General features: G+C 33.4%; 14 protein-coding genes. 8 read left to right on the forward strand and 6 right to left on the reverse strand.

The features are described from left to right. Positions 1 to 147 precede the first annotated feature (147 nt). From ACJTHF_RS09310 to ACJTHF_RS09330, 5 genes are all read left to right on the forward strand, one after another. A complete protein-coding gene (locus ACJTHF_RS09310; protein WP_058591196.1) occupies positions 148 to 1593 on the forward strand; it encodes a carbon starvation protein A in 1446 nt (481 codons plus the stop codon). 315 nt (positions 1594 to 1908) lie between these two features. Next, positions 1909 to 3207: a D-serine ammonia-lyase gene (locus tag ACJTHF_RS09315; RefSeq protein ID WP_078354971.1), complete on the forward strand. Its 1299-nt coding sequence runs from the start codon at positions 1909 to 1911 to the stop codon at positions 3205 to 3207. Continuing rightward, positions 3204 to 4136, forward strand: coding sequence for a DMT family transporter (locus tag ACJTHF_RS09320; RefSeq protein WP_078354972.1), 933 nt, complete (start codon positions 3204 to 3206; stop codon positions 4134 to 4136). Before ACJTHF_RS09315 ends, ACJTHF_RS09320 begins: the two co-directional genes overlap by 4 nt. Positions 4137 to 4160: 24 nt before the next feature. Further along, complete coding sequence (locus ACJTHF_RS09325) at positions 4161 to 4622, forward strand: NUDIX domain-containing protein (RefSeq protein ID WP_048541195.1); 462 nt, start codon at positions 4161 to 4163, stop codon at positions 4620 to 4622. 325 nt (positions 4623 to 4947) lie between these two features. Beyond that, entirely contained in the window at positions 4948 to 6420 is a 1473-nt protein-coding gene (locus ACJTHF_RS09330) for a catalase (protein ID WP_075578166.1), read from the forward strand. Between the two features lie 361 nt (positions 6421 to 6781). Here the strand turns inward: ACJTHF_RS09330 and ACJTHF_RS09335 are convergent, their stop codons facing one another. Both ACJTHF_RS09335 and ACJTHF_RS09340 read right to left on the reverse strand, forming a co-directional pair. After that, positions 6782 to 7978 (reverse strand): MFS transporter, encoded by a 1197-nt coding sequence (locus tag ACJTHF_RS09335; protein ID WP_058591200.1) that lies wholly within the window; start codon positions 7976 to 7978, stop codon positions 6782 to 6784. Continuing rightward, positions 7978 to 8409, reverse strand: coding sequence for a MarR family winged helix-turn-helix transcriptional regulator (locus tag ACJTHF_RS09340; protein WP_106417762.1), 432 nt, complete (start codon positions 8407 to 8409; stop codon positions 7978 to 7980). The genes ACJTHF_RS09335 and ACJTHF_RS09340 overlap by 1 nt, the downstream gene beginning before the upstream one ends. 164 nt (positions 8410 to 8573) lie before the next feature. Here ACJTHF_RS09340 and ACJTHF_RS09345 point away from each other — a divergent pair, with 164 nt between their 5' ends. Together ACJTHF_RS09345 and ACJTHF_RS09350 are read left to right on the forward strand one after the other, a co-directional pair. After that, positions 8574 to 9764, forward strand: coding sequence for a M20 family metallopeptidase (locus tag ACJTHF_RS09345; RefSeq protein WP_106417763.1), 1191 nt, complete (start codon positions 8574 to 8576; stop codon positions 9762 to 9764). Positions 9765 to 9881: 117 nt separating this feature from the next. Further along, positions 9882 to 11117: an ammonium transporter gene (locus ACJTHF_RS09350; protein WP_078354974.1), complete on the forward strand. Its 1236-nt coding sequence runs from the start codon at positions 9882 to 9884 to the stop codon at positions 11115 to 11117. Between the two features lie 95 nt (positions 11118 to 11212). Here ACJTHF_RS09350 and ACJTHF_RS09355 read toward each other — a convergent pair whose 3' ends face one another. Next, positions 11213 to 12514 (reverse strand): Na+/H+ antiporter NhaC family protein, encoded by a 1302-nt coding sequence (locus ACJTHF_RS09355; RefSeq protein WP_058591204.1) that lies wholly within the window; start codon positions 12512 to 12514, stop codon positions 11213 to 11215. A gap of 159 nt (positions 12515 to 12673) precedes the next feature. Between ACJTHF_RS09355 and ACJTHF_RS09360 the strand changes: the two genes are divergently transcribed. Continuing rightward, positions 12674 to 13309 (forward strand): hypothetical protein, encoded by a 636-nt coding sequence (locus ACJTHF_RS09360; protein ID WP_107603167.1) that lies wholly within the window; start codon positions 12674 to 12676, stop codon positions 13307 to 13309. A 55-nt stretch (positions 13310 to 13364) separates the two neighbouring features. Here ACJTHF_RS09360 and ACJTHF_RS09365 read toward each other — a convergent pair whose 3' ends face one another. The 3 genes from ACJTHF_RS09365 to ACJTHF_RS09375 are packed head-to-tail and all read right to left on the reverse strand — an operon-like array spanning position 13365 to position 15967. Next, positions 13365 to 14204: a helix-turn-helix domain-containing protein gene (locus ACJTHF_RS09365; protein ID WP_078354977.1), complete on the reverse strand. Its 840-nt coding sequence runs from the start codon at positions 14202 to 14204 to the stop codon at positions 13365 to 13367. 22 nt (positions 14205 to 14226) lie between these two features. Next, positions 14227 to 14367: a hypothetical protein gene (locus ACJTHF_RS09370; protein ID WP_153653931.1), complete on the reverse strand. Its 141-nt coding sequence runs from the start codon at positions 14365 to 14367 to the stop codon at positions 14227 to 14229. A gap of 52 nt (positions 14368 to 14419) precedes the next feature. Then, complete coding sequence (locus ACJTHF_RS09375; RefSeq protein WP_078354978.1) at positions 14420 to 15967, reverse strand: M4 family metallopeptidase; 1548 nt, start codon at positions 15965 to 15967, stop codon at positions 14420 to 14422. Positions 15968 to 16135: the final 168 nt, after the last annotated feature.

The raw sequence follows: 16135 nt of genomic DNA on the forward strand, positions 1-16135 counted from the left end.
TTGATTATAATTTTGTAATTTTACAATTGCAAATAATTGTTACGTTTACTATATCGAAAAATTTTCAGAAATTTCAAAAATATCATTGATACACTGTAAAATTTTTGCTAATCTATGAATATTCTTAGTTCGAAAGAAGGTTTTACAATGGTTACATTTATTTCTAGTATTATTATTTTAATTTTGGGGTATATCTTTTACGGAAAATATGTTGAACGTGTATTCGAGATACATCCAGATAAACAAACTCCAGCGTATAGTAAACAAGATAATATGGATTTTGTACCTATGCCTGCTTGGAAAGGATGGATGATTCAACTGCTCAACATAGCTGGATTGGGTCCGATATTTGGTGCAGTAGCTGGTGCTTTATATGGACCTGTAGCATTTATCTGGATTGTTGTAGGTTGTATCGTCGCTGGAGGTGTACATGACTACTTCTCAGGCATGCTAAGTTTGAGACATGGCGGTGCACAGTTCCCTATGCTTGTACAACATTATTTAGGTAAGATTATTAGAGTGTTCACAGACGTTGTGTCTGTCGTCTTGATGGTGCTCGTTGCAGCTGCTTTTGTTGCTGGTCCAGCTCAATTATTATCAAGCAAGACACCTATTTCATTCTTCGTAGCATTAGTTATCATTTTTACATACTTTATACTAGCAGCTATTCTTCCTATCAATAAAATAATTGGACGTATTTATCCAATATTCGGTGTTATCTTAATCGTAATGGCAGTTAGTGTAGCCGTTGCTCTAATATTCAGTGGTAAACCTATTCCTGAAATTACCATTCATAATATGCATCCTAAAGAACTACCTGTTTGGCCATTACTTATGGTGACAATATCTTGTGGTGCAATTTCAGGTTTCCATTGTACGCAAAGTCCAATCATTTCACGAACAGTTAAAAATGAATCAGAAGGTAGAAAAGTCTTTTATGGTGCAATGATTTCAGAAGGTATTATTGCATTAATTTGGGCAGCAGCTGGTATGACATTCTTCGGTGGTACAGAAGGATTAGCAACAAAATTACAATCTATTGGTCCAGCTGGTGTAGTTGACCAAATCTCAATGGAACTATTAGGACCATTTGGTAGTATCCTTGCACTACTTGGTGTTATCATCCTACCTATTACAACTGGTGATACTGCACTTAGAAGTTCAAGAATGATTATAGAAGATTTCATGAGAGATAAAATAAATATTAAACCAAAAGTATTAATGATTGCAGCAAGCTTTGCTGTAGGATTACCAGCTTTCTTACTATCAACAATTGATTATTCATTCTTATGGAGATACGTTGGATTCTCTAATCAAATCGTCGCAACCGTTATGTTGTGGGTAAGTGTAAGTTACTTATTAAGATATGGCAAGAAACATTTAGTAGCCGGGATACCAGCATTATTCATGACAGCTGCAATTAGCGTGTATGTGTTATATGCACCTGAAGGATTATCATTACCATATCAAACATCTGTAATAGGCGGATCAGTGGTATTTCTAATTGTCGCTTCATTATATGTACGTGCAATTATTAAACATGCAGATCCAAGTAGAATCCCGACACCTACAAGAGATTTATATACATCATAAAAATTGAGACTTCCGATTATACGTCGGAAGTCTTTTTGTTGAGTATGTTTGGTGTGAAGTGATGATTATGGGGTTTTTAGTTACAGTTTGGTCGGGTTTTGTAATTAACAGCCCCCTTAGTTACACTTCGACCGACTTTTGTAATTAACTCACCCACTATATACATGCCGTTTTTGGAATCCCAAAACTACCAAACCTCCTATTATTGTTAAAGGATACAAATAATCATATATTTTTTATAATCACAATCTATCTATAATATTGAAACAGTTGTACTATTGTATTACATCATATTTTAAAAAGGAGAGATTATTCATGTCTATAGACATAAAATCATTAGAAGATACGTATCCTATTATTTCTAATATTAAACGTGGAGAAGAAATATTTTGGAAAAACCCTGACTATTTAGCGACTACTGACTTACCATTTTCAATGGATGATGTATTAGATGCTGAACAAAGATTGGCACGTTTTGCCCCGTATATTGAAGAAGTCTTTCCTGAAACGAAACAAAATAATGGAAAAATTGAATCTCAAATTTTTTCATTAGATCATTTCAAAAGAGCACGATTCAGCCATTTAAAGGGACATTTATTACTTAAAGGTGACCACGCTTTACCTATTTCTGGTTCTATTAAAGCACGTGGTGGCATTTATGAAGTGCTAAAGTTTGCTGAGGAAACGGCAATTAAAGAAACTAATTTTACGATTAATAGTGATTACCGCCTACTTGCTACTGAACAATATCAATCTATTTTCTCTAAATACAGAATCGCTGTTGGATCAACTGGCAATTTAGGATTAAGCATTGGTATTATGAGTGCCAAATTAGGTTTCAAAGTAACAGTTCATATGTCTCAAGATGCTAAGACATGGAAAAAAGACCTTCTCCGTTCTAAAGGAGTCGAAGTCGTAGAACATGTTCAAGATTATGGTTATGCTGTAAAAGAAGGTCGTAAAGTTGCAGCAGATGATTCATATTGCCACTTTGTTGATGATGAAGCATCTAAAGATTTATTTTTAGGATATGCAGTCAGCGCACTAAGACTTAAACATCAATTGAAAGACTTAAATATTCATGTAGATAAAGAGCATCCGTTATACGTCTATTTACCATGTGGCGTTGGTGGTGGTCCTGGTGGTGTCGCATTTGGATTAAAACTTATTTATGGTGATCATGTATATCCTATCTTTATTGAACCTTCTGAAGCACCTTGTATGACTTTAGGTATGATTACACAACTACATGATCAAATTTCCGTTCAAGATATAGGTTTATCTGGAAAAACAATTGCAGATGGTTTAGCAGTCAGTCGCCCTTCTAAATTAGTCGGAAACATAATGACTTCACTATTGTTTGGTTCATGTACTGTGAATGACCATCAACTTTATCTTTATTTAAAATCTTTAAAAGATCATGAAAATATCTTTATAGAACCTTCTGCTACTTCAGGTTTCCAAGGTTTGAAATATATTCATGATTTAAATTATGATTCTGAAAATGCCACGCACCTCGTTTGGTCAACAGGTGGTAATATGGTGCCAGAAAATGAACAAAAGATTTATTATCAAGAAGCTGTAGATATAGAAAAAAGGGGTTATGAAGATTGATTTTATTAATTATTCTAGGCATTTTAGCAGGGTTATGTGTACCATTACAAACATCTATTAATACGAAACTTGGTAGTTACACGAAATCACCCATACTCGCATCATTTTATTCATTCTTAATTGGAACCATTGTGTTAATCATTGTGAATACTATTATGAATCCACAAAAATTAACACCTTCATTTATAATGAATCAAGACTTTTCATACGTTTGGTTTACAGGTGGTCTATTAGGCGTCGTCTTTTTAACAGGTAATTTATTGTTACTTCCAAGAATTGGCGCAGCATTAACAGTCGTGATGACAGTTTCTGGTCAAATCATTATGGGACTGATCATCGACCAATTTGGATTATTTGATGCTGACATTCATACAATCAATATCGGAAGAATTTCTGGCGTAATTCTGATGTTACTGGGTATATTATTAATGAATTATAAAAAGAAATCATCACGTGTCATTACAACACAATCTAATCATACAAACTATTGGATGATACTCGGTATTATGACTGGTTGTCTTCCACCTATTCAAACAGCTATTAATAGTGCACTCAGATATGAAGTAGATTCATTTTATTTTTCTGCACTTATTTCATTTGCTGTTGGGACAATCGCTTTATTCTTTCTTTCACTTATTCTTGTTCGAAGAATTCGTTTTAGCTTCCATCAACCTGAACAAGGTACGATTAAACCGATTTACTTTATTGGTGGTGTATTAGGTGTTGTATTTGTTACGACGAACATATTACTTATGCCTGAACTCGGTGCAGCACTTACATTAATGGTCGTTATATTTGGACAAATGTTAATGGGGCTCTTAATTGATCATTTCGGTTTATTTAATACACCAAAATTTAAAATTACAACGAGACGATTAATTGGCGCAATATTAGTCTTTGTTGGCATTGTCATTCTTAAATTATTCTAATTTAACACTAAGGAGGTCGTTGTGATGGATCTTTCACTTAAATCAGGCGATGGTATGTTGAACATTAGAGTTGGCGCAATCATCAAAGATAAGCATGGTTATTGTTTCCACTATGATAAAAAACATGATTATTATGCATTAATTGGTGGGAGAGTAAAATATTTCGAAAGCTCGGACTCAGCTATTAAACGTGAAATCAAAGAAGAACTCAATATTGAATGTGATGATATTTACTTTTTAACGACTGTTCAAAACTTCTTTGAATATGAAAGTACGTCTTATCACGAAATATTATTTATTTATCATGCTACAATTAATGAATCTTTAGATGATTTAACCATTCCATTCGATCAAAAAATTAAATATGTATCATTAAAAGTCTCAGAAATTCCTGAAATCAAACTGCTACCTCAAAAAGCAAAAGAAATCATTTTGAAAAGAGTAGACGTTCAGCCACTATTTATAGACAGAGATTTACCTAATTAATATTTATTTCTATTAAGAACGCGAAAAAACGCGTTCTTTTTTTATTATTTATAGTTCTTATAATCAATTAATCTGTCCAATTCTCATTTTAAATAAAAATTATTCTATTAACAATTTGTGTACAAAACGTAAAATTTACTCAAAAAGCCCTGTTTAATGTTTAGTTTTTACACTTTTAGGTTATTATATCTAAATATATAACAAAGTAGCTCTGTAATTCTTTCTGTATTTTTTATTCTTTTACTTGTCACTTTGCTCACTTTAAATTATAATTAGTATGAAATTAGAATTATTATAATTAAGAAATCTTGAGGAGGATTATGATATGAGTAATAAATCAAAACTTACAGGACTTTTTGGTGCGCCAGTATCAGATCGTGAAAATTCATTAACTGCTGGTAAACGCGGACCACTTGCTATGCAAGATATTTATTTCTTAGAACAAATGGCACATTTCGACAGAGAAGTGATTCCAGAGCGACGTATGCACGCTAAAGGTTCTGGTGCGTTCGGTACTTTTACTGTTACACATGATATAACACAATATACAAATGCTAAAATATTCTCTGAAATTGGTAAGCAAACTGAAATGTTTGCACGTTTCTCTACAGTTGCTGGTGAACGTGGTGCTGCAGAAGCTGAACGTGACATACGTGGTTTCGCACTTAAATTCTATACTGAAGAAGGTAACTGGGACTTAGTTGGTAACAACACACCTGTATTCTTCTTCCGTGATCCTAAATTATTTGCAAGTTTAAACCATGTTGTTAAACGTGACCCTAAAACAAACATGCATAACCCACAATCAAACTGGGACTTCTGGACATTATTACCTGAAGCATTACACCAAGTTACAATTTTAATGACAGATAGAGGTATTCCAAAAGGATTCCGTAACATGCACGGTTTCGGTTCACACACTTACTCAATGTACAACGATGCAGGTGAACGTGTATGGGTTAAATTCCACTTCAGAACACAACAAGGTATCGAAAATTACACAGCAGAAGAAGCTGAACAAGTAATTGCTAAAGACCGTGAATCAAGTCAAAGAGACTTATTCAACGCTATTGAAGAAGGCAATTTCCCTAAATGGAAAATGTACATTCAAGTTATGACTGAAGAACAAGCAAGAAATCATAAAGATAACCCATTTGACTTGACTAAAGTATGGTTTAAAGACGAATATCCATTAATTCCAGTTGGTGAATTCGAATTAAATCGTAACCCAGAGAACTATTTCCAAGATGTTGAACAAGCTGCATTTGCGCCAACAAACATCATCCCTGGTATAGACTTCTCTCCAGATAAAATGTTACAAGGTCGTTTATTCTCTTACGGAGATGCGCAACGTTATCGCTTAGGTGTTAACCACTGGCAAATCCCAGTAAACTCTCCAAAAGCTGCAACAAATGTTTGCCCATTCTCAAGAGATGGACAAATGAGAATAGATGGTAACCAAGGTGGCGGAATTAACTACTATCCAAATAGTTATGAAGCGCATCAATCACAACCTGAATACAAAAAACCAAGTTTAGAACTTGAAGGTGAATTATACGAACACGACTTCCGTGAAGATGACGATAATTACTATGAACAACCAGGTAAATTATTCCGTCTCCAATCACCAGAACAACAACAACGTATTTTCCAAAATACAGCTAACGAAATGCAAGGCACTACTGACGAAGTAAAACACCGTCACATCCGTAACTGTTACAAAGCAGATCCAGACTACGGTAAAGGTGTAGCAAATGCATTAGGCATTGATATCAACTCAGTTGATTTAGAAGGATAATATATAAATAGCGTATAGGACAACGAATGTCCTATACGCTATTTTTTAAGTAGTGTCTGAGACATCTCGGTGTCTCAGACTACATTATTATGAAGTTTAGAAATTGAGTATCGCTAACTTCCTTTATTCTGAATTCTGGTAATTAGAATGCTGTAACTTCCATTATTCTGAATTCTGGTAGATAGAAACTGCTCACTTAGAGACATTTCTCGGAATTCTGTCCCTAACGACACCTCTTACGGACACTTCTCGGAATTCTGTCCCTAACGACATCTCTTACGGACATTTCTCAGAATTCTGTCCCTAACCCCCACTCTTACGGACATTTCTCGGAATTCTGTCCCTTCATATCATCAACTTATTATAATTGACTTACTTTTTTAGCTTTAATCATGTGTAAGAAATAGAATGCGACTAATCCTATTAAGGCTACGATAGACATTGCTAGATATAATCCTGAATATCCGATTGAATGTGTGAAATTACCTAGTACATATGGTCCGAATCCTAATCCGAAGTCTAAGCCTATGAAATATGTTGATGTTGCTAATCCCATTGCTTCTATTGGAGATACTTTAACGACTAATGCTTGGAATATAGATTGTAAGTTACCGAATCCTAATCCTATAAATGCACCTGCGATTAATAAGATCACACCATTACTTGCAATACTAATTAAGAATAAACCGACAATTAAACATATAAATGCTGGTATTGTAACGATATTCTCACCGCGTTGGTCCATAATTCTTCCTGTAAATGGTCTTGTAATTAAGACTGCTACTGCATAAACAACAAAGAAGAAACTTGCTGCATCTACTAAATGATTTTCTTGTGCAAAGAATTGAATAAATGACAATACTGATGAATATGCAATACTAACAATTACAACTACGATTGCAATTGGTAAGGCATGTACTGAGAAGAAATCAGTAAGTTTAAATCCTTTTTTCTCTTCTGTTTTGACACTAGCCATTACAGGTGTTTCAACTTTCATGAATAGTGACATAACAAATGCTACAACAATAAGTATCGTACAAATTGTAAATAGTCCAGACATTGGAATGTGTTGATATAGTAATAAGCCTATAAATGGTCCGATTGCTGTACCGAGTACCATACTTAAACTATACATACTGATACCTTCACTACGACGTTGTGCTGGTGTGATAAATGCTGCAATTGTTCCTGTAGCTGTACTTGCTACCCCACTTGCAATACCATTTAGAATACGTACGATTAATAACAATGCGAATGATGATGCAGTCACGAGATATAAACCATTTGTGATAACTAGTAGAATCCCACCGATGACTAACACTTTTTTACTACCTACTATATTGATATATTTACCTGTTAAAAATCTACCTACTAATGATCCAACAATAAATAATCCTGATGCTAGACCAGCCATACTGTCTGAAACTCCAAATGTTTCCTTACTATAACCACCTACTGTTACTAATAGTAAGTACATTGATAAAAATATAAAAAAGCTAATAACAAAATTAAATATAAAATCTTTTGTCCAAATCGGTTTCTTAATTTGGTCATTCATTACTCTGTTTCCTCCTCTATTAAATAACTTCTCAAATTCTCTAAAATCTCATGTGCCTTATTAAGTTCCGCTTCTTCGACACCAATTGCTTGCAGACATTTTTCTTGAAATACACCAATTCTATGATGAATTTCATCGAATTGATTTTGACCTTGCTCAGTTAAAGTAAGGAATTTTTCTCTTTTATCTTCTTTACTATTAACTGCTTGAATCAATTCCCGTTCGATCAATTTTTTTATAATTTTACGAGCTGTAGGCTTCTCAATAAAAGAACGCTTTGAAACTTGTACCAGTGTAGTTGGTTGATTAAATGCAATATCATGCAACACTTTGTACTGCGCAGCATATAAATCAAACGGTTCCAATATCTCATTAATATGATGAATATATGGTCGATACAAATTTGTATAGGAATATAAAAAGTTCTTCATTGTTTTCACCTTTTCTCATAAAAATATAGTTAGCCTTGCTAACTAATACTCAATTATTCTACGCCCATTGTCATGTTATGTCAACACCCATTTACGCTTCTAACAACAATTTTTCAAAAATTTCTATTATAATTAAATTAAACAAATATAAGGAGAAACTTGATATGTTAAATGATTTTTATGAAAAATTATCTAAGAAAGAAAATAAAATGATTGAAATCAGAAGATACTTACATGAGCATCCTGAGTTATCTTTTGAAGAAAGAGAGACAGCCCAGTATATTGCTGACTTTTATAAAGATAAAGATGTAACATTGCAAACGCATATCGGAGGAGAAGGAATTTACGGTATTAAAGTAACAATTGATTCTGGTAAACCAGGTAAGACATTAGCGTTACGCGCTGATTTCGATGCTTTACCAATAAAAGAAGATACTGGCCTACCTTTCAGTTCTAAAAATGAGGGTGTCATGCATGCATGTGGTCATGACGCGCATACTGCTTATATGATGGTCCTTGCTGAAACTTTAATTGAAGTGAAAGATCAACTTAAAGGTAAGATTGTCATCATTCACCAACCTGCTGAAGAAAAGCCACCTGGTGGCTCACAATACTTAATTAAAGATGGCATTCTTGATGGCGTTAATAATGTCATCGGCGTCCATGTCATGAGCGCACTTGAAAGTGATCACGTTTATTATAGAGAAGGCAATGTTCAATCTGGTCGAAATATATTTAAATTAAAAATCACAGGTCGTGGTGGTCATGGTTCGTCACCACATTTAACAAATGACCCAATTGTTGCAGCAAGTAGCTTTGTCATGTCTGTACAAACAATCGTTTCAAGAAGATTGAATCCATTTGATATGGGCGTTATTTCTATCGGTTCATTTGATGGTAAAGGACAGTTTAATATCATTAAAAATGAAGTCACCCTTGAAGGTGACGTTAGAGGTATGAACGAAGAAACACTACAACTCATTGAATCAGAAGTTAAACGACTTTCTAAAGGTCTAGAATCTATGTATGGTGTTCAATGTGAACTTGAATATACGAGAGATTATCCAGTTCTATATAATGATCCTGAATTAACGAAACAAGTTGCGAAAGCAATTGAAGCGGCTAATATTCCTGAAGTTAAAAGTGTTGAACGTTGCGAACCACAACCACCATCAGAAGATTTCGCTTACTATGCAAAAGAATTACCTTGTACATTCTTCTATGTAGGCGCAAGTCCAAAAGATAAAGAAACATTCCCTCATCATCATCCTAAATTTGATATTGATGAAGGTTCTCTACTTATTGCAGCTAAATCAGTAGCTGCTGTTACCTTTGATTATTTAGGTGTTCAATAATCCATTTACTTAACAGATGTTAAGTAATGTCACACCGAGTGTAAATTTACCTGACTCATATTTCTTTTTTCTTATTTTATATTTTATACTTTTAAAAAAATAAGGAGTTGAGGGAAGATGAGTCAGACAGATACACTTTTATTATTCGGATGTACGTTGTTAGTTTGGTTAATGACACCTGGATTAGCATTATTTTACGGAGGATTAGTTCAATCTAAAAATGTTTTAAATACTTCCATGCACAGTATTTCAGCAATTGTTGTTGTAACATTCACGTGGGTATTAATAGGATTTTCTATTAGTTTTGGCGGTAACAATTTATGGATAGGTGATTTCTCACATGCGTTATTAAACGGAGTTGGATTCACACCTAATGGTAATTTTAGTGAAACCATTCCATTCGCATTATTTATGCTTTTCCAATTAACATTTTGTACCATTGCCGTTTCAATTCTTACTGGTTCAGTAGCTGAAAGAATGAAATTCGGACCATTTTTAATCTTTATGAGTTTATGGGTCATTCTAGTTTATAGCCCAGTAGCACATTGGGTATGGGGTGGCGGCTGGATTCACAAACTTGGTGCAATTGATTTTGCTGGTGGTACAGTAGTCCATATTTCATCTGGTGTTTCTGGACTTGTACTTGCCCTACTACTTGGTTCTAGAAAGCCTAGCAATAAAAAACCACCACATAATTTAGTCATTACTCTAATCGGTGGTATTCTCGTATGGTTCGGTTGGTTTGGCTTTAATACAGGATCAGCACTCACTTTCGATTCAGTTGCCATGCTCGCATTTGTTAATACAATATTAGCATCATGTGCAGGTATTGCCGGTTGGTCTATCTTTGAATATATTCAAAAGAAAAAGGTCACTTTAATCGGAACTTTATCAGGAATGTTAGCAGGACTCGTAACGATTACACCAGCAGCAGGTTTTGTCGGTTACGGAAGTGCAATGATTCTAGGAATATTAGGTGGATTCGTTTGTTACTATGTTATCACGCACCTTAAAGTATTACTTAACTATGACGATGCATTAGATGCATTCGGTTTACATGGATTTGGAGGGGTCGTTGGTGCAATAGGAACAGGTTTATTCCAAAATTCTAGCGTTAACTCAACAATAGCAGACGGTGTATTCTTTGGTGGTGGCATTATGCCAGTAGTCGTACAAATCGTTGCCGTCGTCGTAACAATCGCATTTAGTGGAATTATGACTTACATCATCGCTAAAATCATCAGTATCTTTACAACATTAAGAACAGACGAAAAAGCAGAACTAGAAGGCTTAGATACCGTCTTCCATGGCGAAACCGCATATGGATACGAACTCAAACAAGAAAAAGCATAAAAATATAGCTATGAAAAAACAAGCATATCACTTAACTGAATCATTCAGTCATAACGTGATATGCTTGTTTTTGTTTATAATATTAATACTTAAGCTTATTCCGCTTCTTTCTTCTTACGTGGATAGCCTATTATAATAGACGCGATACCGCATATGCCTAATAAATATGGATAAAATGAATATGGTAATAGTGATACTGTTGATATTCCTGCGACGCTTGTTGCTGCTAATACTTGTGCGCCGTATGGGATAATTCCTTGTACTGTACTCGCAAATATATCTAATATACTTGCTGATTTTCTGCGATCAATTTGATAATCATCTGCTATTTCTTTGGCGAGTGGTCCTGCTGTAATGATTGAAATTGTGTTGTTAGCTGTTGCTAAATTCGTCACGCCTACTAAACTGGCAATACCAAATTCTGCGCCGCGTTTAGATTTTAAGCGTTTCGTTACGGTATTGAGCAACCATTTTATTCCGCCATGATATTCTATTAGACCGATCATACCACCGATTAATAATGCAATCATAGAAATATCTTGCATGCCGATAAGTCCATCTGAGATTGCTTTTAAATTTTCTCCAAGTGTAAATGAGCCCTCTAATAATCCTATTAAGCTTGCTACGATGACACCAAGCACTAATACCATCAATACGTTCATCCCACATAACGCACTAATTAATACAAATAAATATGGAATGACTTTAATGATACTATAGCCACCTTGACTGGCATCTGTCATACCTGCATCTTTTGTAACAAACCATAGAATAAGCACTGTTAAGATTGCACCAGGTAATACAATTAAGAAATTCATCTTAAATTTATCGCTCATTTTCGTTTGTTGCGTTCTAACTGCTGCGATGGTTGTATCTGAAATCATTGATAAGTTATCACCGAACATTGCACCACCTACGACAGTTGCTGTTGTTAAAGCAAGTGAGATATCTGTCGCTTCTGAGATACCTACGCCTACCGGTGCTAATGCTGCTACTGTTCCCATTGATGTACCCATAGCTACTGAAATAAATGCACCAACTATGAATAAACCTGCTAATAAAAACTGTCCGGGAATTAAAGATAATCCTAAATTAACAGTTGAACTTACAGCACCCATACTTTTAGCTGTTTGACTAAACGCACCTGCCATTAAAAAGACAAATACCATTAATAAAATGTTAGGATGAGCTGCGCCTTTTGTAAATATATCTAATTTCTTAGCTAAAGGTGTCTTTGGATACATGGCACATGCAAAGACTGCCGCAATAAGAATCGCTACATTTAAAGGTAAGTAATTAAAATCTTTCATGATTAATCCAGTACCTATAAACAGCGTTACAAATACGATTAACGGTAATAAAGCTATAAATGATCCTTTATGATTAATTTGATTCATTATTTTCTCCTCTTATATATCTTGAATACTTTAAAAGGGTACAGGACATATTGATTCTCGTCAATTATTAATTTTTAATTTTACCATTTGATGATTAATTCATCAAAATCAGGTAATATAGCTATCATAAGATTAAAGCAAATGTTAAGGGGTTCAATTATGATTATTAGTAATACAATTAATGATTTTTTTAATAACTTTCATTTAAATGAACAGTCTAGGCTTTCATATTTTACAAAGTATCGTACAGAGTTTCAACATGCAGGTTATGATGAACATGTACTATGTCAAAATATCCATCCAAAGCTTCTTAAATTAGAACAAGACCTTCCCTTAATTTTAAAAATAAACACGAAATTGGTTCATATTATCTTTGAAGTAAGGCTGAAATTTCTAAAGCAATATCAAACATATTTAAGGCCAGATATTTATTTTCTTGTTGGGACATATAAAGAAGATGCTTCAATTCAATTAGAAGGTAACGCACATTTATATTTATTTATAGAGTCTCTATGTCATAAATATGATTTATTAAACGATGTGATAGCCTACTATTTTGCGAAGTTATACATATATGAAATCATTAAAGATTACAATTCTGAAAAGATTACGACGACTATTTTGAACAATAAACATGTCATATTAGAAGAAGCGCTTATCTTACATATCTTACAGACGCTCAATTATACATATCCTTATAAAGACAGACATGACTTTAAAGCTATTCAACAATTAGCTTCTAAACTTGAATCTGAATTAACGACAGAAACCATCCTTCAAGTCATTCAAAAATAAAAAATACTTTCATATCCTATTCGTTTAGAAGAATTGGTTATGAAAGTATTTTTGTTTATAAAGTTTTCATTAAATCTCTAATTAATATTGTGATGTTATGTTTTTTAGATTGTTCACTTAAGAAAAGTGCAATGTCTAATTGTTTCTTATCTGTATCATTTAGAATGCCCATCTCTAATCGTGATTGCACAATATTATAAACTAATTCACTATATAACATATATCTATTCGATTTAATCGTAATATCTAATGCAGATTGAGCATAAGCTAAACATCTGTCATAAGCTTTTTCATTCGAGTAAATATTAGATAATGTGTATAACAATTTGATTTGATAATTATCATCTACATTATAGCGTTTAGCAATTTCTAAACCTTGTTCTAGTGATGACTTTGCTTTTTCATTTTCATTCTGTCTATAGTAGTAAATAGCGCGCGTATTACAGATAGAAACTTGTAATTTCTCATACATATTATGATCCATTAAACGATAAGCTTCTTCTATTAGTTGTAAAGATTGTTCAACATCATCATGCTTATAAAAAGTAATAATAGATCTTACCCACTTCGAAGCAGCAATTTCATCTGTTGAACTATTTGATAAATAATTGCCATCTATAATAGGTATTAGTGCATCATAATCACGATCTTCTAACAATCTTTCTATTACTTTTAACTTCTGTTCTAATTGTGTATCTAACTCATCACCAATATATAAATAGTCCATACTACAATTTAATCTTCTTGAAATGTTAAATAGTAGTTGAGATCCCGGTTGTAATTCATTCTTTTCTATTTTTGAAATTTGACTTTGAGTCGCAATACCTTGCGCTAAGTTCTGTTGAGATAGCTTTAAATCTATTCTCCTTTGTTTGACACGTTCTCCTAATTTCATATATAACGCTCCCCGTATTCAGTTATCGAATTAACATGTTTGAATAACCCACGCTATGCATATCATCTGGTATCGGTGTTGCTGTGCATATTTGTCCCGTCAAATATACACGACCTCCATTCATAAGCATTTTACGATGTATCATATGTTTCGGATTCTGCATGTTAATGTCCTCCTCTTTATTTTAAGTCTCAATGTGTGAAAATACAATTATTTTATCCAGTTACGCCTACTGAATTCCAAGCATTGACTACTTGTTGTACTTCAGTTGAGTTTGCACCATATAAATCAGATGCTGCTTGTTTTAATGCAAATTTAGCATCTAAGAATGAAGAGTTTGAACTTAAGTATTGTGTTAAAGCTCTATAATAGATGTCTTCTGATTTTTCTTTTCCAATTTTAGTAATCGTTAAATAAGCTGCTTTATTTGGTATACCACTATTAATATGAACGCCACCATAGTCACCTTGTTCAGTATTTGGCAAGTTCTGATAATTATTCATATGTGCAGGTTGATTATATTGTTCTGGATTAGAAAGACTTCTTAATCCATCACCTGGTTTACCTGGTGTGTATGCATCTTCTCCCATTAACCAGTCTTCAGGATCAACAAAATAACCAAACACATCTGACATTGATTCATTTAAAGCACCTGGTTGATTCTCATATACAAGATTTGCACTATGTTCAGTAACAGCATGTGTTAATTCATGTGCAACAACATCATCTGCAGCAGACAATGATGTAAATGTTTTGCCATCACCATCTCCATACACCATGTATTGGCCATTCCAAAAGGCATTATTATAATTTCTATCAAAATGAACAATAGAATTAATTTCAGCACCGTTTCCATCATAACTATCTCTATTGTGTGTATTTAAATAGTAGTCATAAGTTTTAGCAGCATTAAAGTGCGCATCCACACCTGCAGCTTGATTTTTACTATTAAAGTTTGTATCCGTATCTGTCATAAGTGAGAAGCTAGACGTTCCATTCTTTGCATCATAAGTATGGATTGTTCCAGAATGTGTTTCATCTTGTAAACCATAGCCATTGCTTATTTTAGTTAAATTGAGTGGCTTTTTAGTATCCCCATTAACACCTACACCACTACCAGCAATATGTTCAATTTTATTTTTCTTACTTACGACTTCACCAGTCTCAGCATCAATTTTAATTTCCCAGCGTGCTGGTTTAGGATCTAAATAAATAATTTCAACATTATAGACTAATTTTTTCTTTTCAGCATTGATCACTAATTCATCTTTATTAACGACTTTTTGTCCTTTAATATTTTTCACTTCATTTTGACTCACGCCGATACTTTCAAAAGCTTTATTAACCGCTTCATCTTTAGATAAGCTTTGTTTATTTGTATATGTAACTTTTTCTGTATTGACATCCCCATTGACGAGTTCTAATTCTTGATTATGATTGGTATGTATTTTGACTTCTTTATCTTCGACAACGTAGTTATCTACTTTAGGTTTCAAAGTATAATGCGTATATCCTAAGTTATCTTTAAATTCATTTGCTACTTCAAATTGTTTGTAACTTTTCTTTATATTTGGATTGCCTGGTAATTGACTCAAAATCTCTTGTGCTTCAGCTTTTGTGTTAATTTCTTGTTTAGGAATTGATTTTAATTCCTTTTGATCTAAAGGGCTACTTTCTTTCGCACTAGCCACATTTGATAATCCTAAAGTCAAAGCCATAACTGAAGTAAAACCTACTGATAAAATTTTTTTCGATCGATACATTTAATCCACCCCTATATATTTTTAGAATAAGTACAACTTAATTATATATAATATGAAGTATAAAGTCATTATAAAAAGTGTAATTTTATATTACGTTTATATTACATATAGAATATCGACATATATTAATTTAGTTTGCTACATTTTGATTTCACGATATACTTGCTC

It is taken from the genome of Mammaliicoccus sp. RAM2 (assembly GCF_045897195.1).
GTDB classification, from domain to species: domain Bacteria; phylum Bacillota; class Bacilli; order Staphylococcales; family Staphylococcaceae; genus Mammaliicoccus; species Mammaliicoccus sciuri.